Source organism: Mycolicibacterium monacense (assembly GCF_010731575.1).
GTDB classification, from domain to species: Bacteria; Actinomycetota; Actinomycetes; order Mycobacteriales; family Mycobacteriaceae; genus Mycobacterium; species Mycobacterium monacense.
Genome location: NZ_AP022617.1, coordinates 2,957,779 through 2,976,278, shown reverse-complemented (window position 1 = coordinate 2,976,278; position 18,500 = coordinate 2,957,779). Strand labels below are relative to the sequence as shown.

General features: G+C 66.9%; 20 protein-coding genes. 12 read left to right on the top strand and 8 right to left on the bottom strand.

The annotated features are described in order from the left end of the window. Positions 1–16 precede the first annotated feature (16 nt). Together nrdI and nrdE are read left to right on the top strand one after the other, a co-directional pair. Positions 17–475, top strand: coding sequence for a class Ib ribonucleoside-diphosphate reductase assembly flavoprotein NrdI (gene nrdI / locus G6N49_RS14285; RefSeq protein ID WP_011559216.1), 459 nt, complete (start codon positions 17–19; stop codon positions 473–475). After that, positions 442–2,610, top strand: coding sequence for a class 1b ribonucleoside-diphosphate reductase subunit alpha (gene nrdE, locus G6N49_RS14280; RefSeq protein ID WP_082947857.1), 2,169 nt, complete (start codon positions 442–444; stop codon positions 2,608–2,610). The genes nrdI and nrdE overlap by 34 nt, the downstream gene beginning before the upstream one ends. Positions 2,611–2,617: 7 nt before the next feature. Here nrdE and G6N49_RS14275 read toward each other — a convergent pair whose 3' ends face one another. Further along, positions 2,618–3,871, bottom strand: a complete 1,254-nt coding sequence (locus tag G6N49_RS14275; RefSeq protein WP_011855254.1) for an MgtC/SapB family protein — start codon at positions 3,869–3,871, stop codon at positions 2,618–2,620. A gap of 55 nt (positions 3,872–3,926) precedes the next feature. After that, complete coding sequence (locus G6N49_RS14270; RefSeq protein ID WP_064875545.1) at positions 3,927–4,313, bottom strand: DUF5997 family protein; 387 nt, start codon at positions 4,311–4,313, stop codon at positions 3,927–3,929. A 28-nt stretch (positions 4,314–4,341) separates the two neighbouring features. On the opposite strand from G6N49_RS14270, the gene G6N49_RS14265 reads away from it, so the two are divergent. Then, on the top strand, positions 4,342–5,055 hold the full coding sequence (locus tag G6N49_RS14265) for a LysR substrate-binding domain-containing protein (protein ID WP_011855256.1): 714 nt from the start codon (positions 4,342–4,344) through the stop codon (positions 5,053–5,055). Positions 5,056–5,058: 3 nt separating this feature from the next. On the opposite strand, the gene G6N49_RS14260 is transcribed toward G6N49_RS14265, so the two are convergent. Next, a complete protein-coding gene (locus G6N49_RS14260; protein WP_041925018.1) occupies positions 5,059–5,604 on the bottom strand; it encodes a hypothetical protein in 546 nt (181 codons plus the stop codon). Positions 5,605–5,720: 116 nt separating this feature from the next. Then, positions 5,721–6,518: an SDR family NAD(P)-dependent oxidoreductase gene (locus G6N49_RS14255; RefSeq protein WP_011855258.1), complete on the bottom strand. Its 798-nt coding sequence runs from the start codon at positions 6,516–6,518 to the stop codon at positions 5,721–5,723. Positions 6,519–6,696: 178 nt separating this feature from the next. On the opposite strand from G6N49_RS14255, the gene G6N49_RS14250 reads away from it, so the two are divergent. From G6N49_RS14250 to speB, 3 genes are read left to right on the top strand one after another with little or no spacing between them, the layout of a single operon-like run. After that, complete coding sequence (locus tag G6N49_RS14250; protein ID WP_011559223.1) at positions 6,697–8,259, top strand: ABC transporter substrate-binding protein; 1,563 nt, start codon at positions 6,697–6,699, stop codon at positions 8,257–8,259. A 5-nt stretch (positions 8,260–8,264) separates the two neighbouring features. After that, positions 8,265–8,876: a TetR/AcrR family transcriptional regulator gene (locus G6N49_RS14245; RefSeq protein ID WP_011559224.1), complete on the top strand. Its 612-nt coding sequence runs from the start codon at positions 8,265–8,267 to the stop codon at positions 8,874–8,876. Positions 8,877–8,911: 35 nt separating this feature from the next. Beyond that, positions 8,912–10,009 (top strand): agmatinase, encoded by a 1,098-nt coding sequence (gene speB / locus G6N49_RS14240; protein ID WP_011855259.1) that lies wholly within the window; start codon positions 8,912–8,914, stop codon positions 10,007–10,009. 74 nt (positions 10,010–10,083) lie between these two features. Here speB and G6N49_RS14235 read toward each other — a convergent pair whose 3' ends face one another. Continuing rightward, positions 10,084–11,265 (bottom strand): NAD(P)/FAD-dependent oxidoreductase, encoded by a 1,182-nt coding sequence (locus G6N49_RS14235; RefSeq protein WP_011855260.1) that lies wholly within the window; start codon positions 11,263–11,265, stop codon positions 10,084–10,086. Between the two features lie 142 nt (positions 11,266–11,407). Here G6N49_RS14235 and G6N49_RS14230 point away from each other — a divergent pair, with 142 nt between their 5' ends. The 4 genes from G6N49_RS14230 to G6N49_RS14215 all read left to right on the top strand — a co-directional run bounded on the left by G6N49_RS14230 (position 11,408) and on the right by G6N49_RS14215 (position 14,277). Then, positions 11,408–12,148, top strand: a complete 741-nt coding sequence (locus G6N49_RS14230) for a TetR/AcrR family transcriptional regulator (protein ID WP_011559227.1) — start codon at positions 11,408–11,410, stop codon at positions 12,146–12,148. Between the two features lie 137 nt (positions 12,149–12,285). Beyond that, entirely contained in the window at positions 12,286–13,248 is a 963-nt protein-coding gene (gene nrdF, locus G6N49_RS14225; RefSeq protein ID WP_011559228.1) for a class 1b ribonucleoside-diphosphate reductase subunit beta, read from the top strand. 95 nt (positions 13,249–13,343) lie between these two features. Next, positions 13,344–13,844, top strand: coding sequence for a nitroreductase/quinone reductase family protein (locus G6N49_RS14220; protein ID WP_041309560.1), 501 nt, complete (start codon positions 13,344–13,346; stop codon positions 13,842–13,844). A 103-nt stretch (positions 13,845–13,947) separates the two neighbouring features. Beyond that, complete coding sequence (locus G6N49_RS14215) at positions 13,948–14,277, top strand: hypothetical protein (protein ID WP_011559230.1); 330 nt, start codon at positions 13,948–13,950, stop codon at positions 14,275–14,277. A gap of 44 nt (positions 14,278–14,321) precedes the next feature. On the opposite strand, the gene G6N49_RS14210 is transcribed toward G6N49_RS14215, so the two are convergent. After that, positions 14,322–14,786, bottom strand: a complete 465-nt coding sequence (locus G6N49_RS14210) for a hypothetical protein (RefSeq protein ID WP_225892008.1) — start codon at positions 14,784–14,786, stop codon at positions 14,322–14,324. A gap of 173 nt (positions 14,787–14,959) precedes the next feature. Here G6N49_RS14210 and G6N49_RS14205 point away from each other — a divergent pair, with 173 nt between their 5' ends. Beyond that, on the top strand, positions 14,960–16,351 hold the full coding sequence (locus G6N49_RS14205; RefSeq protein ID WP_011559232.1) for an MFS transporter: 1,392 nt from the start codon (positions 14,960–14,962) through the stop codon (positions 16,349–16,351). Positions 16,352–16,361: 10 nt separating this feature from the next. Here G6N49_RS14205 and G6N49_RS14200 read toward each other — a convergent pair whose 3' ends face one another. Together G6N49_RS14200 and G6N49_RS14195 are read right to left on the bottom strand one after the other, a co-directional pair. Then, entirely contained in the window at positions 16,362–16,847 is a 486-nt protein-coding gene (locus G6N49_RS14200; RefSeq protein ID WP_234786922.1) for a hypothetical protein, read from the bottom strand. Further along, positions 16,844–17,179 (bottom strand): hypothetical protein, encoded by a 336-nt coding sequence (locus G6N49_RS14195; RefSeq protein WP_225892007.1) that lies wholly within the window; start codon positions 17,177–17,179, stop codon positions 16,844–16,846. The genes G6N49_RS14200 and G6N49_RS14195 overlap by 4 nt, the downstream gene beginning before the upstream one ends. A gap of 296 nt (positions 17,180–17,475) precedes the next feature. Here G6N49_RS14195 and G6N49_RS14190 point away from each other — a divergent pair, with 296 nt between their 5' ends. After that, entirely contained in the window at positions 17,476–18,435 is a 960-nt protein-coding gene (locus G6N49_RS14190; RefSeq protein ID WP_011855261.1) for an alpha/beta hydrolase, read from the top strand. Positions 18,436–18,500 lie beyond the last annotated feature (65 nt).

The following is an 18,500-nucleotide window of genomic DNA, read 5'->3' as shown; positions in this document are numbered from 1 at the left end:
GCGGAGGTTCGAGTCAATGGGCAACATCGTGTACTTCTCCAGCGTCTCGGAGAACACCCACCGCTTCGTCGAGAAGCTGGAGCTGCCCGCCACCCGGATCCCGATTCTCGGACGTATCCAGGACCCCGACTTTGTTCGCGAGCCCTACGTGCTCGTGCTGCCCACCTACGGCGGCGGCCACGCCAACGGGCCCGACCCCGATGCCGGGGGATACGTCCCCAAACAGGTCATCGCATTCCTCAACAACGAGCACAACCGGTCGTTGATCCGCGGCGTCATCGCCGCGGGCAACACCAACTTCGGCGCCGAATTCGGCTACGCGGGTGACGTGGTGTCCCGCAAATGCGGCGTCCCGTATCTGTATCGCTTCGAACTGATGGGGACGACCGACGACGTCCTCGCGGTCCGCGCCGGCCTTGAAAACTTCTGGAAGGAACAGACGTGCCACCCACCGTCACAGCTGCAGAGCCTGTAACCACCGGCGCGCACGCGCTTCCCGGGGAGACCGACTACCACGCGTTGAACGCGATGCTGAATCTGTACGACAAAGACGGAAAGATTCAGTTCGACAAGGACGTCCTCGCCGCTCGCGAGTACTTCCTGCAGCACGTCAACCAGAACACGGTCTTCTTCCACAATCAGGACGAGAAACTCGACTACCTGATCCAGAAGGATTACTACGAGCGCGAGGTGCTCGACCAGTACTCGCGCAACTTCGTCAAGACGCTGCTCGACCGCGCGTACGCCAAGAAGTTCCGCTTCCCGACCTTCCTCGGGGCGTTCAAGTACTACACCTCCTACACGCTCAAGACGTTCGACGGGAAGCGTTACCTCGAACGCTTCGAGGACCGCGTCGTGATGGTGGCGCTGACGCTGGCCGCCGGTGACACCACACTGGCAGAGAAGCTCGTCGACGAGATCATCGACGGGCGTTTCCAGCCGGCCACCCCGACGTTCCTCAACTCCGGCAAGAAGCAGCGCGGTGAACCGGTCAGCTGCTTCCTGCTTCGCATCGAGGACAACATGGAGTCCATCGGCCGCTCCATCAACTCGGCGCTGCAGCTGTCGAAGCGCGGCGGCGGAGTTGCGTTGCTGCTCAGCAACATCCGTGAACACGGCGCCCCGATCAAGAACATCGAGAACCAGTCCTCGGGCGTGATCCCGATCATGAAGCTGCTCGAGGACTCGTTCTCCTATGCCAACCAGCTGGGCGCGCGGCAGGGCGCCGGTGCGGTGTACCTGCACGCGCACCACCCGGACATCTACCGGTTCCTCGACACCAAGCGTGAGAACGCCGACGAGAAGATCCGCATCAAGACGCTGAGCCTCGGTGTGGTGATCCCCGACATCACCTTCGAGCTGGCGAAGAAGAACGAGGACATGTACCTGTTCTCGCCGTACGACGTCGAACGGGTCTACGGCGTGCCGTTCGCCGACATCTCGGTGACCGAGAAGTACTACGAGATGGTCGACGACAGCCGGATCCGCAAGACGAAGATCAAGGCGCGCGAGTTCTTCCAGACCCTCGCCGAGCTGCAGTTCGAGTCGGGTTACCCGTACATCATGTACGAGGACACCGTGAACCGGTCGAACCCGATCGAGGGCAAGATCACCCACTCCAACCTGTGCTCGGAGATCCTGCAGGTCTCCACGCCGTCGGAGTTCAACGACGATCTGTCCTATGCGAAGGTCGGCAAGGACATCTCGTGCAACCTGGGGTCGCTGAACATCGCCAAGGCGATGGACTCGCCGGACTTCGCGCAGACCATCGAGGTGGCGATCCGCGCGCTGACCGCGGTGAGCGATCAGACGCACATCACCTCCGTGCCGTCGATCGAGCAGGGCAACAACGACTCCCACGCGATCGGTCTCGGGCAGATGAACCTGCACGGGTACCTGGCCCGAGAGCGGATCTTCTACGGCTCCGACGAGGGTGTGGACTTCACCAACATCTACTTCTACACCGTGCTCTACCACGCGTTGCGGGCGTCGAATCGTATTGCGATCGAACGCGGTACGCACTTCAAGGGGTTCGAGCGCTCGAAGTACGCCTCGGGTGAGTTCTTCGACAAGTACACCGAGCAGCCCTGGGAGCCCAAGACCGAACGGGTCCGTCAGCTGTTCGCCGATGCGGGCATCCGCATCCCGAACCAGGACGACTGGCGGCGGTTGAAGGAGTCGGTGCAGCAGCACGGCATCTACAACCAGAATCTGCAGGCCGTACCGCCGACGGGGTCGATCTCCTACATCAACCACTCGACCAGCTCGATCCACCCGGTGGCGAGCAAGATCGAGATCCGCAAGGAAGGCAAGATCGGTCGCGTCTACTACCCGGCGCCGTACCTGACCAACGACAACCTGGAGTACTACCAGGACGCGTACGAGATCGGGTACGAGAAGATCATCGACACCTACGCCGCGGCGACCCAGCACGTCGACCAGGGGTTGAGCCTGACGCTGTTCTTCAAGGACACCGCCACCACACGCGACGTGAACAAGGCGCAGATCTACGCCTGGCGCAAGGGCATCAAGACGCTGTACTACATCCGGCTGCGCCAGATGGCCTTGGAGGGAACCGAAGTCGAGGGTTGCGTGTCCTGCATGCTGTAGGACGCGGTCACCCCACGGTCACGGCCAAGGTGATCGCGACGCCGAATGCCACGGTGGGAGCGGCCATTCCGGCGAGAAAAGCCAAGCCGAACCGCCGACCACCCGCGGTGAATGCCAGCAGAACCTTGACCACGAGGTTGGATCCCAGCGCGGCGGCGATAGCGATCAAGGCGGCATCGACGGTGACGTCGCCCTTGGCGGCCAGGCTGGCGGCCGCGACCCCGCCGGCGTGCGCATCGGCCAGCCCCGCGGCGAACGCCGCGAGGACGAGCCCGTTGGGGCCCAGCACGTCGGCCGCCCACCGGCTGACGAGCAATGCCAGGGTCAGCACTGTAGCCAGCACCAGAGCGGGCCGCAGTGCGAACGGTCGGCTTGTGGGCTCCGCCGGGGCCTCGTCGTCGTCCGCCGTGATGTGGTCTGTCCTGTTCGCGCCCCGGTACACGAACGCGGCGACGCCGACCAGCACCAGGGCGCCGATCACCACCGGAGGCCACAGGCGGCGGAGCACATCGATGTCGACCACGCCGATCACCAGGAGCAGCTGCAGGAACGTGGCCAGGCTGGCGACGAGCGCACTGGCCAGTGGGGCGCGCAGCCCCGTCTCGGTCCTGCTGAGCCGGCCCATCGACGCGGTCGTCGCACTCGCCGAAACGAACCCACCGGCCATACCCGTCACGAGCAACCCGCGTTGTGGGCCGAGCGCGCGAACGCCGATGTAGCCGACCCACCCGATACCCGTCAGCAACACCACCAGCAGCCATATCTTCGACGGGTTGAGCACGCCGTAAGGCCCCATCGGCCGGTCGGGCAGCAGAGGCAGAATCACGAATGCCACGACGAAGAATTTGATCGCGTCCTCGAGTTCGACCTCGCTGACGACCTCACGGGCGAAGCGGTGGATGCGGGACTTCGACACCAGCAGCACCACGACCACCACGGCGAGAGCGACCGCCTCGGCCGGCCGGTTGTAGGCGAGCGCGCCGAGGAGAAAGGCGACGAGGGCGGCGATCTCGGTGGTGGTGCCGGCATCATCCGTGCTGGTGCGGAAGTATGCGAGCGCCATCAGCACCGCGACACCGATCGAGCCTGCCGCCACGGCCGACGTGCCGATACTGGCGGCTACCGCGCCGGCCAGGGACAGCAGCGCGAATGAGCGTGAGCCGGCGGGCAGAGTGAGATTGTGACTGCGTTCCCGCTCCAGTCCGAGCAGCAACCCGATGGCCAGGGCCACCAGGAACGGCTCGAAGTGCTGCCAGTCCATGACGACTCCTGTTCGCCTTCACGGCCGATGAGCCGTCCGTCGCTGCGGTGGAGAATCAGCCCTCGCGTGCCTGGTCCGCGCGCAGCGCCTTGAGTCGTCGCTGCTCGCGCAGCACCTCCTGGTAGCTTTCGCGTTCGGCGACCAGCCACTCCGGTTTCTCCTCGAGCAGCGTATTGATCTGCTCGGTCGTGAGCGCATCCCCGACGCCGCCCCGCGCGAGACCCGCGATCGAGATGCCCAGCTTGGCTGCCACGAGGTTCTTCGGGTGCGGTCCGTTCTTGCGGAGGTCCTTGAGCCACTGCGGCGGATCTTCCTGCAGGGCGGCGAGTTCAGCGCGGGTGATCGAGCTCTCCTGGAACTCCGCCGGCGTCGCGGGCAGGTACACGTCCAGCTTCTTGGCCGCCGTGGCGGGCTTCATGGACTGCGCGTTGGGCCTGCTCATGGGATCAGCCTATCGGTAGCCTGAGGCGGTGAACCCGCCCTCGCTCACCCTCGGTTACGTCCCGGGTGGGACGCCCGCGAAGTGGGCCCGGAACTGGGCGGAACGCCACCCCGACGTGCCGCTGCAGTTGTGCACCGTCGCCGCGGCAGACGCCGCCGACGCCGTGCGGGCCGGCACCGTCGACGTGGCGTTGCTGCGGCTGCCTGCCGACACGTCCGGGCTGGCCGTCATACCGCTCTACGAGGAGACCACGGTGGTCGTCGTACCGGTCGACCACGTCCTCACTGCCGGCGACACGATCACCGCCGCGGACCTCGCCGGCGAGCCGGTGCTGATGCCGCTCGACCATGTGGTCGCCTGGGCAGAGGCTCCCGGCACCCTGGTCGATCACCGCCCCGAGACCACCGAGGACGCAATGGAACTCGTCGCCGCCGGGGTCGGCGCGCTCGTCGTTCCCCAGTCGTTGGCGCGGCTGTATCACCGCAAGGACCTCACGTACCGCCCGATCACCGACGCTCCCACCTGCCCGGTGGCGCTGGCCTTCCCGGACGGGCCCCAGTCGCCGCTGCTCGAGGAGTTCATCGGGATCGTGCGGGGCCGCAAACCCGGTTCGTCGCGGGGACAGGCTCAGCCGGCGCCCAAGCGCACCGCACGGGAGAAGACCCTCGCGAAGCAGGCCGCCCGCGCCGCGGCGGGTAAGGGCGCCCGCAAACCGGGCCGGGCGGGACGCGGTCGACGCTGACGCTCAGCGCACGTGATCGGACCAGAAGTCGACGGTCGCCACGGCTGACGGCTCGGCGGCTGGCGTGGTGAGCCTGTCGACGTAGTCGAACAGGTCGGCGGCGACCACGTGGATGTCGGCCTGGTAGATCGACAGCACCGGATGACCGGAGGAATCGTGGCCGGCGGGCAGATAGCAATTCGAGTGCACCGGCACCAGGCGCGGTACGCGGGCCAACTGGTAAGCCGCGCTGCGCAACGCATCCTTCATGCGGGCCGGTCGCCTGCCCCACGAGGCGTCCCAGAACTGCTTCCACTCCACGGCGAACAGGATGCCGTCCACCGGTAGCCGCAGAAGCGTCTCGAGGGTTCGGCGCCCGGCCTCGCGCCAGTTCGGCCACCCCTCGCCGACCGGCAGACATGCGGCGAGGAACTCCCGGTGATCGTCGGCGAACGTGAACGCGAACGACGATTCGATGCGGGCGACTTCGTCGTCGGACAAGCCGGGCGCCATCGGCACCACGCCGAGGGCCGCCAAGCGTTCCGCGGCGTCGGCGCCGGGTCGGGACATGGCTTCCACGCTATCGCCGGCATCGAGTGTGCGTTCCGATACGCGTGGCCCGGCGTGGCGCGGATGAAACCGCACAGTCGAGTGGGGCGGGATCCGATCGCCAGGCGCCGTCCGTGTCACTCGGCGGCGGTCGCCCCCGCGATCGAGTTGGCGCCGTCGATGGCCAACGTGGTGCCCGTGACGTAGGAGGCGCCCGGCGCCGCGAGGAACGCGATGCCTGCGGCGACCTCGGCCGCGGTGGCCGACCGGCCGATCGGCGTGGCGTTGCCGGCGACCACCTCGGAGGGGAGCTGCGCGGCGGTGGCGATCCAGCCGGGGACCACCACGTTGGCCGTCACGCCGTTGCGCGCATAGTCCACCGCCACCGACCGCGTCATCCCCAGCATCGCGGCCTTGGCCGTGTGGTAACCGACGTCGCCGGTGTAGGCGGTGAGGATCCCGGCCGTCGACGCCACGTTGACGATGCGGCCGTAGCCCCGTTCCACCATGCCGGGCAGCGCGGCCCGCGTGACGAAGAACGCGCTGTCCACGTTGCGTCGCAGCGCCAGGCGCCATTCCTCGTCGGACATCACCATCAACGGATTCGGACGCTCGGGGATGTGCACCGACGCCAGCCCGGCGTTGTTGACCACGATGTCGAGCCGGCCGAACGCCGCCTCGGTTGCCTCGACCAGTCCCCGGGCCGCCTCCGGATCCATCAGGTCCGCGACGTGCGAACGCGCCGCGATGCCCTCACTCTGCAGTTCCCGCGCGCGTTCGGCGGCGCGCTCGGTGGTCCCGGTGACCATCACCGACGCCCCGAACTGGCCGAGTAGACGTGCCGAGGCGAAGCCGATCCCGAGCTCGCTGCTCGACCCGGTGACCAGGGCCACCTGACCGGTCAGATCGAAAGCGTTCGGAACTGCTGTGGGCATTGTGTTGTTTCCCTTCGTCTTTCGCATGCTGTGCCAGAACACTAGAGCGCGTTGCGGGTCCCTGCTAGGTCAACCGACCAAAACTTGGACGTTCGTACAAAGTGGTAACCACTGCGTCACGCGGACGAAATGCACTGTGCCGACACTCATCGGTGAACCGAGGACAGGAGCCCTGCGCATGAGATGTACGCCCGCCGTTGTGACGCTGGCCGTGACCACCCTGGTGCTGGCCGCCACGGGCTGTTCCGGTTCCAGCAACAGCCCGACGGACACCGCGGCGTTGATGTCGTCGGTCCGCACCCCGCTGATGTCGGACCCGCCGCCCCTGGACCCGGACGTCTTCTATCAGCCCGAGGGTCTGCTGATCATGACGTCGGCCTATCAGGGTCTGCTCCGGTATGCGCCGGAGAGCACGGAGGTGGAGGGCCTGCTGGCGACGGAATGGACTGTCTCCGAGGACGGTCTGACCTACACGTTCACCCTGCGGGACGGCGTGAAGTTCTCCGATGGCACACCCTTCGACTCGGCCGCGGCCAAGGCCAGTTTCCAGCGGCGGATCGACATGGCCGCGGGGCCGTCCTACATGCTCGCCGACGTCCGTGACATGCAGACGCCCGATCCGCAGACGTTCGTCGTGACGCTCACCAAACCGGTCGCCCCCTTCCTGGACTACCTGGCCTCGCCCTACGGGCCACTGATGACGAGCCCGGCGGCGATCGCCGAACACGCCGTCGGTGACGACCGCGGCGCGGGCTGGTTGGCCGCGCACACCGCAGGCACCGGCCCGTACGAGCTCACCGCCGCGATCCCGGCGAACCGCTACACCCTCACCGCCAACGAGCACTACTGGGGCGAGGCGCCGCAGATCACCACCGTCGAACTGCCCGTGGTGGCGGCGACCGCGGTACAGCGGATGCAACTGGAGAACGGTCAGCTCGACATGATCCTGCACGGGCTGTCCAAAGGCGACTACGAGGCGTTGGGCGCAGGCCCCGACACCGAGGTCCGGCAGGAGACGGCGCTGGTGAAGGCGCTGGTGATGGTCGATCCGGACTCCGAGGTCTTCGGTCCTCCCGCGGCCAGGGCGGCCCTGAGCGCCGCGCTCGACCAAACCACGCTCACGACAACGGTGTTCGGCGACCAGGGCAGTCCGTCGACCCAGTTCTATCCCAGCGGGATGCTGCCCGACGGCGCGGTCCCCGACACGCACGACTTCGACCCGGCGAAGCTGGCCGAGACGGGACGCTCGGGCGGCGATGTGGAGATCGGTTACCCCACCGGGGACAGCAGCCTGCAGAACCTGGCGAACCAGATGCAGGTGATCCTGCAGCAGGCCGGCCTGACGGCGACGGTGCGGGACTTTCCGCTCGCGCAGTTCTTCGCGCTCGGCGAGAACCCCGGTCAGCGCCCCGATCTGCTGCTCGCCTCGTTCAATCCCGATGCGGCGCATCCCGATACGTGGTCGCGGATCTACCAGTACACCGATGCGCCGGTGAACCTGCAGGGCTGTTCGGTGCCGGCGGCGGACGCACTGCTCGACGCAGGCAGTGCCGAACCGGATCCGGCGAAGTCGCGGGCGCTTTACGTCGAGGCAGCCAAGGAGTACCGGGATTCGCTGTGCTGGATCAATCTCGCCGACCTGCACAACACGATCGCCGCACGCAAGGGCTATTCGGGGTGGAGCAGCCAGCCGGCCTGGATGTGGGACACCGACTTCTCGACGCTGGCCTACCGGGACTGACGCCGATGCCCACGCAAGCCGGCAACACCGCCCGCGCGGCGCAACGCCGGGTGGAGATCATCGATGCCGCGATCGAGGTCATGGCGCGTGTGGGGCTGGCCGGACTGTCGATGCGCGTGGTGGCCGCACAGGCGGGAATTCCGTTGGGGGCGTTGAGCTATTACTTCGACGACAAGTCGGACCTGGTCGCCCAGGCGTTCCAGCAGCTCTCCGACCGCGAGATCGAACGCGTGGTCCGCACCGCCGACCGGTTGGAGCCGACCATGTCCGCGGACCAACTCGCCGACGCGATGGCCGACATGATCATCGACGGTTTCACCTCACCGCAGGGGGCGATCGTCACCCGGTACGAACTGGTCACCGAGGCCAGCCGCGACGAACGTCTGCGCCCGATGTTCGAAGCGTGGTACACGGCGATGGTGCCCGCACTGAGTCGACTGTTCCGTGAACTCGGTTCCCGCCAGCCCGAACTGGACGCGCGAACCGTCATGGCGGTGATGGCCGGACTCGAGATCGACAACCTGTACCGGCCGCTCGGTCCGGTCGACAAGCGGCGCATCCGCGCCACCATCCGGCGCACGTTCCGTGCGCTGGCCGCGCTGCGCGAGCACACCTGAGCCCATTCCAGAAACTCAACGAAAGCAGAATTCCATTGGCAGCCAGTGCATTCGGACCCGACATCACTTTCCTCGGCGTCCCTCGATGCGACCTCTCCGATGCGTCGACGTACGCCGACGCCGACATCGTCATCCTCGGTGCACCCCTCGACGGCGGTACGACCTACCGCTCAGGTGCCCGGTTCGGGCCATCGGCGCTGCGCCAGGCGTGCTACCTGCCCCAGGACGGGTCGCGGCCCAGCCTGGCGCTGCGGGTCGACGGACTCAAGGATCTCCGGGTGTACGACGCCGGCGACGTCGCCCTCTACAGCGGCAACGTCGAACAGGCGGTGCAGTTGATCGAGGATGAGGTGTTCACGATCTCCGCCGCGGGCGCGATTCCCATCATCCTCGGGGGCGATCACACGATCGCCTGGCCGGACCATACCGGGGTGGCCCGCCAACACGGTTTCGGCAAGGTGTCGATGATCCACTTCGACGCCCACGCCGACACCGGCGACATCCACGCGGGTTCCCTTGTGGGTCATGGCACCCCGATGCGAAGGTTGATCGAGTCCGGGGCGCTGCGCGGTGACCGGTTCCTGCAGTTGGGGTTGCGCGGCTACTGGCCCGACGAGCCGGTGCTGCAGTGGATGGCCGCCCAGGGTCTGCGGTCCTACGAGATGACCGAGATCGTGGCACGCGGCCTCGAGACCTGTCTGACCGAGGCGTTCGAGATCGCCACCGACGACTGTGAGGGCGTGTTCCTGTCCGTCGACATCGACGTCTGCGATCCCGGGCATGCCCCCGGCACCGGAACCCCTGAGCCGGGCGGCTTCTCGGCGCGCCAACTGCTCGACGCGGTCCGCCGGATCTGCTACGAGCTTCCGGTGCTCGGCGTCGACGTCGTCGAGGTCGCCCCGCCCTACGACCATGCCGACATCACCGCACTGCTCGGCAACCGCGTGGTGCTGGAGGTCATCTCGGCGATCGCGCGGCGCCGGAAGGACGCCGCGGCCGGCACCACCTGGGATCCCAGCCAACCTCTGCTCGCGGGCCGGGAGGTCGACGAGCAGATGCGCCTGATCGCCGAGGGTGAGGACGCGCGCCGCCGCCGCGAGGGCGGTGGGCGGCCTCACCATCATCACCACTGACGCCGCCGACTGCACGGTTGTTGTACACGAATCGCGAGAAGCGGCGGCAACAACCGTGCAGTCGACGCACGAAATCAGTACTTGTGCTGTGGCCCTTGCTCTTTCTTGTACAGCGCCTTGAGCATGCGGTCACGGAAGAACGCGTTGTCGATCAACTTGATACCGGTGTTGGCGACGGCGGGGATGCCGGCCAGCTTGTGGAAATAGCGGCCGCGCTTGTACTCCCGGCCCCACGCGGCTTCCATCCGTTGCGCGTAGTTCGTGAAGTCGTCCGGCCCGCCGTTGGTCAGCGCCGCGATCGCGCATTCGCCTGCGGCCAGCCCGGACTCGAGCGCCTTGGAGATCCCCGCGCCCGACGCCGGCTTACCCGCACCGAGAGAGTCGCCGGTGAACAGCACACCCGGACGCCACGGCGGCCATGCGGTGAAGCCCATCGGCAATCGCCACGCCCGCACGCTCTTGTTCTTCTTCAGTTCCTCGATCGGCGGGAGATCCCAGTCCCGCGGCAGGGTGCGCAGGAACTCGCCGAGGAACTGCGTGGCGTTGATCGACTGCCAGTTCTTGTAGCTGTTGACGTAGCCCAGGCCGATGTTGAAGATTCCGTCGCCCATCGGGAACACCCAGCCGTAACCGGGCAGCTGATCGCCCTGGAACTGCAGCTTCAGATAGATGTCGAGGCTGTCGGAGTCGGGCCGGTTGGCGTGCATCTCCGAGCGGATCGCGATCGCCTGGTAGCCGTTGTACTGCGAATCGATCTTCAGTGCTCGCTTGATGGGGGAGTAGGCACCGTCGGCGGCGATCACCGCATCGCCGTAGACCTTCTCGCCCCCCTTGAGCGTCACGCCGATCACCCGGCCGTTGGCGTCGAGTTCGGGGCCGGCGACCTCCGCGCCCTGACGCACCTCCGCGCCCGCGGATTCGGCGTGCTTGAGCAGCACGGTGTCCAGGTGGGTGCGGCTGACGGTGTGGCCGTGATCGGGCATCCCGGGGCGCTTGGGGAAGGACAACTCCCACTGGCTGGGGCTGAAGACCGTCACGCGGTTGACCCGGTGGAAGGTGGCGACCTCGTCGGCGAGGCCCATCTTCTGCAGGTAGCTGACCGCCCGGGCGGTCAGGCCGTCACCGCACGGCTTGTCGCGCGGGAACACGGCCTTGTCCAGGACGACCACCTTGGCGCCGGTCTGCGCGGCCTGCCACGCCGCGGCCGCTCCCGAAGGGCCGCCACCTGCGATGACCAGGTCGTATCGCTGTGTCATGAATCTCGTCTCGTCGGTCGGGCTGTCGCGACAGATAGTACCCAAGGTACGTCCAGGCGGCTGCGCGGGCGAGCAGCCGTAATACGCGCACCGGCGGAGGTTCTGAGCAGGTCAGCGACCCTGGAGCGAGTACAGTGAGCGCGTGCGACGAGGGTCGAGAGCACGCACCGGTGCCGAACCGGGCGGCAAAGTGGACGCGCGCAGCGAACGCTGGCGCGAGCACCGCAAGAAGGTGCGCTCGGAAATCGTCGACGCCGCGTTCCGGGCCATCGACGGGCAGGGCCCCGACGTCAGCCTGCGGGAGATCGCCGAAGAGGCCGGCACCGCCAAACCCAAGATCTACCGCCATTTCACCGACAAATCCGACCTCTTCCAGGCCATCGGTCAGCGGCTGCGGGACATGTTGTGGTCGGCCATCTTCCCGTCGATCGACCTGTCCGTGGATTCCGGCCGCGAGGTCATCCGGCGCAGCGTCGAACAGTACGTACGGCTGGTCGACGAGCATCCCAACGTCATCCGGTTCCTGATCCAGGGCCGCTTCGCCGAGCAGAGCGAATCGACCATGCGGGCGCTCAACGAGAGCCGCGAGATCACGCTCGCGATGGCCGAACTGTTCGACAACGAGCTGCGCGAGATCGAACTGGACGCCGCCGCGCTCGAACTCGCCGCGTACGCCGCGTTCGGCTCGATCGCCTCGGCGACCGACTGGTGGCTGGGCGCCGAACCGGACAGCCCCCGACGGATGCCGTCGGAGGAGTTCGTCGCACACCTCACGACGATCATGATCGGGTCGATCAACGGCACGTGCGAACTGCTCGGGATCAAACTCGACCCCGACCTGCCGCTGCACGAGGGCGTCCGCCGCAACGAACACGTCGCCTGAGCGCACGACACGCCAAACCCAATATGTGGGGTTCACTCGAGCTGTCGGACACAACGAGTAGTGTCGGCAGTAGCTGCAGGGGATCTACAGCGACGACCGAAAATGCCTGGTGAAATGGGGTTCTGGTGAGCGATGGCATGAAGCTGATTGACCGCGTCTCGGCGATCAACTGGAACCGTCTGCAGGACGACAAGGACGCCGAGGTGTGGGACCGGCTCACGGGCAACTTCTGGCTGCCCGAGAAGGTGCCGGTGTCCAATGACATCCCGTCCTGGAACACGCTGACCGCCCACGAGAAGCAGCTCACGATGCGGGTGTTCACCGGTCTGACGCTGCTGGACACCATCCAGGGCACCGTCGGCGCGGTCAGCCTCATCCCCGACGCGCTCACCCCGCACGAGGAGGCGGTGTACACCAACATCGCGTTCATGGAGTCGGTGCACGCCCGCAGCTACAGCAACATCTTCTCCACGCTGTGCTCGACGGCCGAGATCGACGATGCGTTCCGCTGGTCGGAGGAGAACCCGAACCTGCAGCGCAAGGCCGAGATCGTCATGCAGTACTACAAGGGTGACGAACCGCTCAAGCGCAAGGTCGCCTCGACGCTGCTGGAGAGCTTCCTGTTCTACTCGGGTTTCTACCTGCCGATGTACTGGAGCAGCCGCGCCAAGCTGACCAACACCGCCGACATGATCCGGCTGATCATCCGCGACGAGGCCGTGCACGGCTACTACATCGGCTACAAGTTCCAGAAGGGACTGGCGCTGCAGGATCCCGCGACCCAGGCCGAGCTCAAGGACTACACCTACGAGCTGCTCTTCGAGCTGTACGACAACGAGGTCGAATACACCCAGGACCTCTACGACAGCGTCGGCCTGACCGAGGACGTCAAGAAGTTCCTGCGCTACAACGCCAACAAGGCCTTGATGAACCTCGGGTACGAGGCGCTGTTCCCGCGCGACGAGACCGACGTCAACCCGGCGATCCTGTCCGCACTGAGCCCCAACGCCGACGAGAATCACGACTTCTTCTCCGGTTCGGGGTCGAGCTACGTGATCGGCAAGGCCGTGGTCACCGAGGACGAGGACTGGGACTTCTAGACCGCTGGTCGTTGCTCGTTGCGTTTGCCACGAGCACGACCGTCGGCTGACCGGATCCCGTCCCCACGCCCCGCCGCGGAGTTACGGTGCGGTGCATGCCGTTGCGTTACGTCGATCCGCACAAGCGGCACAGTCGCCGGTATCGGGCCATCGAGGCCTTCAGCCGATCGGGCCCGGGGCAATTCCTGGCGCACCACCTCTGGTCTCGAGTCGACCCGTGGCTGTACCGCGCAACGGGCGGCCGTTATCCCTCGGTTTTCGGCGGGCCGTCGACCGCCCCTCTGATGACGACGGGCGCAAAGTCCGGACAACCCCGCGAGCACCAGATCACCTATTTCCACGAGGGATCCGATCCGATCGTGACGGCCTCGAACTACGGCGGGCCCAGACACCCGCAGTGGTACTACAACCTCAAGGCGCATCCGGAATGCGAACTGGGCGACGAGAAGTTCGTGGCGACCGAGATCACCGATCCGCAGGAGTATGCCCGCGTGTACGGGCTTGCCGAGCAGGTCTACGCCGGGTGGAGCGACTACCGACTCAAAACCGAACCGATCGGTCGTCACATCCCGGTTTTTCGGCTCAAACCGCGGTAGCAGGCGGCCCGCGATTCGAAACCGCCGAGTAAAAGCCCGATACGACACCACCGGCGCAGGCCAACCCGAACAATGGGATTGGTCCGCTACCGGAAGAGATCCCATGACCGACTCGCACGACGAACTGCCGTCGCCCGACGATTTCCGGCGCAAGCTCGCCCATGTCGACCGGGAGTTCGCCGATGCCCGCCGGTACCTGTCGGCGTTGCACGCCGAGGACAATGAGGCGCTCACCGCGCTGATGGCGGAGATCCACCACAGCGGCCGGGCCATGAAGGTGCTGGCGGCGATGGCCGTGCAGGCCCTCGACTTCGCCCGGCTGTCCGCGGATCGCCTCGGTGGCGATGTCCAGGCGTGGCTCGACGGGTCTGTGATGGCCCAGGACACCGCGGAGAACGAACGCGATCAGACTGAACTCGGCGGCGAGGGATGACTTTTCGCGTCTAGCCGACCGGCGGTCAGGCCGCGGTTCTCGAATCAGAACTGGCGGACATATCCCTCGGTGACGAGTAGGCCGTGACGGGTTGCGTCATTGGTGATGCGCGTGCGGAAGCCGTCGGAGTGAATCGTCCAGCCGTACAGATTGTAGGTTTGGCCGTCATTCACCGAGAGGCCCCCGGCAGCAGACGCATCCGAGCCGGTGATCCTGCCGCGATCCCAGTAGTGTTCGCCGGTGGCCCGCACAATCGCGAGGTTGAGGCGCGCGTTGTACTTCGACGTCTCCCAGGGCGACATACCCCACGGCTGTCCGTTCGACAGTTCGCAGACCACCATCGGCCCGCCGCCACGGTCCATGTTGTCCGCGCTGACCGCGCAGCGGACCTTCCCGGACTGAAGCATCACCACTTGACCATCGTCAGCCAGGGCGGTGGGGGCCAGGGGTGACGCGACTACTGCGATGAGCGCCCCCGAAGCGGCGATGAGCTGCCGAATCATTTCCATCCCGCCGACGATCGGATACTTCCCAGCGGATGTTCTCACGATGACGAATGGGAGTTGCCGGTTTTGACGTGAACCAGCGGACGGCTGCTGCTCGTCCGGCCGTAGCGAAACCGAGCGCCCGCGCTGGCATGATGTGCCGGTGCCACACACGGTGGCCGGGGAGGGGTGCGGTGATGACCAGCGACGCCGTGGACGTCGACCGCGCAGGGGGCGACCTCGTCGGCGGTGTTCCGCGCCGGCGCATCGTGATCGCATCGATGGTCGGCACCACCATCGAGTTCTACGACTTCTACATCTATGCGACTGCGGCCGTCTCGGTGTTCCCCCACCTGTTCTTTCCCAAGAGCGATTCGACGACGGCGCTGCTGGCGTCGCTGGCCACGTTCGGTCTCGCCTTCGTGGCCCGGCCGCTGGGATCGGTACTGTTCGGCCACTTCGGCGACCGCGCGGGCCGCAAGACCACGCTGGTCGCGTCGCTGCTGGTGATGGGTATCGCGACCTTCGCCATCGGCCTGCTGCCGACGTACTCGCAGGTGGGCATCATCGCCCCGGCGCTGTTGGCGATCATGCGCTTCTCACAGGGTCTGGCGCTCGGCGGGGAATGGAGCGGCGCGGCGCTGCTGGCCACCGAGACCGCCAAGCCGGGCAGGCGCGGGTGGGCCGCGATGTGGCCGCAACTGGGGGCGCCGTTGGGCTTCCTCCTGGCCAACGGCCTGTTCCTCGGCCTGATCCTCCTGCTCGGCCACAGCAACGTCACCCCGGACACGGACGGCGCGTTCCTCACCTGGGGGTGGCGGGTGCCGTTCCTGCTGAGCGCCGTGATGGTCGCGCTCGGGCTGTACGTGCGGCTGCGCATCATGGAGACCCCGGTCTTCACCCGGGCGGTCGCCCGCGGCGAGAAGGTGAAGGCTCCGGTCGCCGAGGTGTTCCGGACGAGCTGGCGACAGCTGATCATCGGCACGTTCGTGATGCTCGCGACCTACACGCTGTTCTACATCGTCACCACGTGGGCGCTGAGTTTCGGCACCGGCAAGAAGCCGCCGGACGGCGCCGGCCGCGGGTTCCCGTACGTCGACTTCCTGCAGATGCAGCTGATCGCGGTGTTGTTCTTCGCGGCGGTCCTGCCGTTGTCCGGCCTGTGCGCCGACCGCTTCGGCCGGCGCCGCACGCTGCTGGTGGTGACCGCCGGGATCATGGTCTACGGTTTGCTGTTCGCCCCGATGCTGGGGTCGGCAGACACCTCGTCGGCGACGATGCTGGTCTTCCTGATCATCGGAATGACCTTGATGGGCTTCACTTTCGGGCCGATGAGCGCCGTGCTACCGGAGTTGTTCCCGACCAACGTCCGCTACACGGGGTCCGGGATCGCCTACAACGTGTCGAGCATTCTCGGGGCCGCGGTGGCCCCGTTCATCGCCACCTGGCTCGCGACGACCTACGGGGTCGGATGGGTCGGGGTGTACCTGCTGATCGCAGGTTCGCTCACTTTCATCGCGGTCCTGGTCATGCGCGAGACGAAGGACGCCCCGCTCGACTCGGTGGACACCCTGCAGCAGGCTCGCTAGCTGTGCGGCGCTATGCCGCGACATCCTCGGGCCGCCGTGTCTGCAGCAGGCCGGCGAGGACGAGCAGCAGGGCCGTCTGCGCCAGGATGCCGGGTGCCAGCGTCGGCGCCGGCCCCACCGACTTCGTCACCGCGGCCCACCACTGCTCGGTCGCCGGCATGGTGGCCCAGGTGTCGGCGTAGCGCTGATCGAGCGGTCCGGCGTGGTGGTTGGCCGTCGCGTGGTCGATCACGCCGTAGATCGATGCGCACATCACCAGAACCGCCGCCGCCCGAGCCAGCAGTTGGGCCGTCCCGCTGCGCAGGCAGGCCAGGCCGAGCGCGACGGCGAGTACGGCCAGCGCGATCCAGGGGATGAGTTGTTCGAACCCGTTCCAGTGCCGCTCCGAGGCCAGTTCGAACGCGGTCGCGAGGATGCCGGCCAGCGTCAGCGCCAGCAGCGCCCGCCGCACGAGCGTCGTCCCCGTCGCGGACGGCCGGGTCCGGGTGATCGTCACGGCGTCAGCGCCGACACGATCTTGTCGACGGTGTCCTGACCCGGGTTGTACTTCGCGAGGTTGTCCCGCAGTTTCTGCAGGTTGGGATCGTCCGGGGGATACGGGCGGTACTCGACGACCTCTTCGGCCCACCGCTCCGCATTCGGGACGCCGGCCGACTCCAGGCCGGCGGTGATCTCCTCCGCCGACGCGGTGTTGGCGGACACCTTTTCGCCGACCGTGCCCGCCTGTGCGGAGGTCGTTGCTGGAGCCGCCGACTCGTTGTCCTCCGACGAGGTCGAGCCGCCGCAGCCGACGGCGACCACGGCGATGGCGGTGATCAGAGTGATCAAGGAAAGCCTAGCCTTAGCAGGCATTATCTTTCTCCCTTCGGTCTGCGGCCGAGTGTAGGACGGCGGCGTTGCGCGACGTCCGCATTCGGTCATCTCGGCGTCCGATGTTCGCTGAGAGTTCGCTGAGTACGCGGTCGGAGGGGTGCCGGTGTCTCAGCCCGTGTCTTGTGGGGCGACCCGCGACGTAACACCGGGGCCTCGCGGCGCGACGTATCAGAACAGCGGCACCGTCCGCTCACCTTTCCACGGAACGCACGCCACCACGGCGAGCCTCAAGAGGATGGCGAGATACGAAAATGAGTTTCATACAGAGTTTCCGGCGCAGGCTGTTGGCCGGCGCGTTGGCGGCGTTGCTGTTGCCGGGCCTGATCGCCGTCGCCGGCGGTACGGCGACGGCAGGTGCGTATTCGCGGCCGGGTCTGCCGGTCGAGACGCTCATGGTGCCGTCGGCCGCCATGGGCCGCGACATCCCGGTCAAGTTCCAGGGTGGCGGCACCAAGGCCGTCTACCTGCTCGACGGGCTGCGCGCGCGCGACGACAACAGCGGCTGGGACATCGAGACCGCGGCTTTCGAGAACTACTTCGAATCCGGCCTGTCGGTCGTGATGCCCGTCGGCGGCATGTCCAGCTTCTACACCAACTGGCAGGGCCCGGCCGTGGGTAACGGTCAGACCTACACCTACCAGTGGGAGACCTTCCTGACCGCCGAGTTGCCGGCCTACCTGGCCGCCAACAAGGGCATCTCGCCCAGCGGTAACGCGGTCGTCGGGCTGTCCATGTCGGGGAGCTCCGCGCTCATCCTGGCTGCCTACCATCCGGGTCAGTTCAGCTACGCGGGCTCGCTGTCGGGTTACCTCAACCTGTCCGACGGCCTCTGGCCGACGCTGGTCGGCTTCGCGATGCGCGACTCCGGTGGCTTCGACGCCACCGCGATGTGGGGCCCCGGTGGCGGCCCGGCGTGGAAGCGCAACGACCCGACGGTCAACGTCGGCAAGCTGGTGGCCAACGGCACCCGGATCTGGGTGTACTGCGGGACCGGCCGGCCCGGCGACCTCGGCGGCGGCGGCGACATCCCGGGTCAGCTCCTCGAGGCGATCACCCTCGACAGCAACCGCCAGTTCCAGAGCGAGTACCGGGCCGCAGGTGGCAGCAACGCCACCTTCAACTTCCCGGCCAACGGCACCCACGGGTGGGGTTACTGGGGTTCGCAGCTCAATGCCATGAAGGGCGACATCCAGCGCACGCTGGGCGTCTGAGCCGAAACGACAGCGGCCGGATTGCGGGGTAACCGCAATCCGGCCGCTGTCGTCGTAGGTCAGTC

What these genes read in the sequence shown, in the direction of transcription:
- nrdI (WP_011559216.1), top strand. Translation starts at nt 17, where the DNA reads ATGGGCAACATCGTGTACTTCTCCAGCGTCTCGGAGAACACCCACCGC.
- G6N49_RS14275 (WP_011855254.1), bottom strand. Translation starts at nt 3,871, where the DNA reads ATGGACTGGCAGCACTTCGAGCCGTTCCTGGTGGCCCTGGCCATCGGG.
- G6N49_RS14270 (WP_064875545.1), bottom strand. Translation starts at nt 4,313, where the DNA reads ATGAGCAGGCCCAACGCGCAGTCCATGAAGCCCGCCACGGCGGCCAAG.
- G6N49_RS14260 (WP_041925018.1), bottom strand. Translation starts at nt 5,604, where the DNA reads ATGTCCCGACCCGGCGCCGACGCCGCGGAACGCTTGGCGGCCCTCGGC.
- G6N49_RS14255 (WP_011855258.1), bottom strand. Translation starts at nt 6,518, where the DNA reads ATGCCCACAGCAGTTCCGAACGCTTTCGATCTGACCGGTCAGGTGGCC.
- G6N49_RS14250 (WP_011559223.1), top strand. Translation starts at nt 6,697, where the DNA reads ATGAGATGTACGCCCGCCGTTGTGACGCTGGCCGTGACCACCCTGGTG.
- G6N49_RS14245 (WP_011559224.1), top strand. Translation starts at nt 8,265, where the DNA reads ATGCCCACGCAAGCCGGCAACACCGCCCGCGCGGCGCAACGCCGGGTG.
- G6N49_RS14235 (WP_011855260.1), bottom strand. Translation starts at nt 11,265, where the DNA reads ATGACACAGCGATACGACCTGGTCATCGCAGGTGGCGGCCCTTCGGGA.
- nrdF (WP_011559228.1), top strand. Translation starts at nt 12,286, where the DNA reads ATGAAGCTGATTGACCGCGTCTCGGCGATCAACTGGAACCGTCTGCAG.
- G6N49_RS14220 (WP_041309560.1), top strand. Translation starts at nt 13,344, where the DNA reads ATGCCGTTGCGTTACGTCGATCCGCACAAGCGGCACAGTCGCCGGTAT.
- G6N49_RS14215 (WP_011559230.1), top strand. Translation starts at nt 13,948, where the DNA reads ATGACCGACTCGCACGACGAACTGCCGTCGCCCGACGATTTCCGGCGC.
- G6N49_RS14210 (WP_225892008.1), bottom strand. Translation starts at nt 14,786, where the DNA reads ATGGAAATGATTCGGCAGCTCATCGCCGCTTCGGGGGCGCTCATCGCA.
- G6N49_RS14205 (WP_011559232.1), top strand. Translation starts at nt 14,960, where the DNA reads ATGACCAGCGACGCCGTGGACGTCGACCGCGCAGGGGGCGACCTCGTC.
- G6N49_RS14190 (WP_011855261.1), top strand. Translation starts at nt 17,476, where the DNA reads ATGAGTTTCATACAGAGTTTCCGGCGCAGGCTGTTGGCCGGCGCGTTG.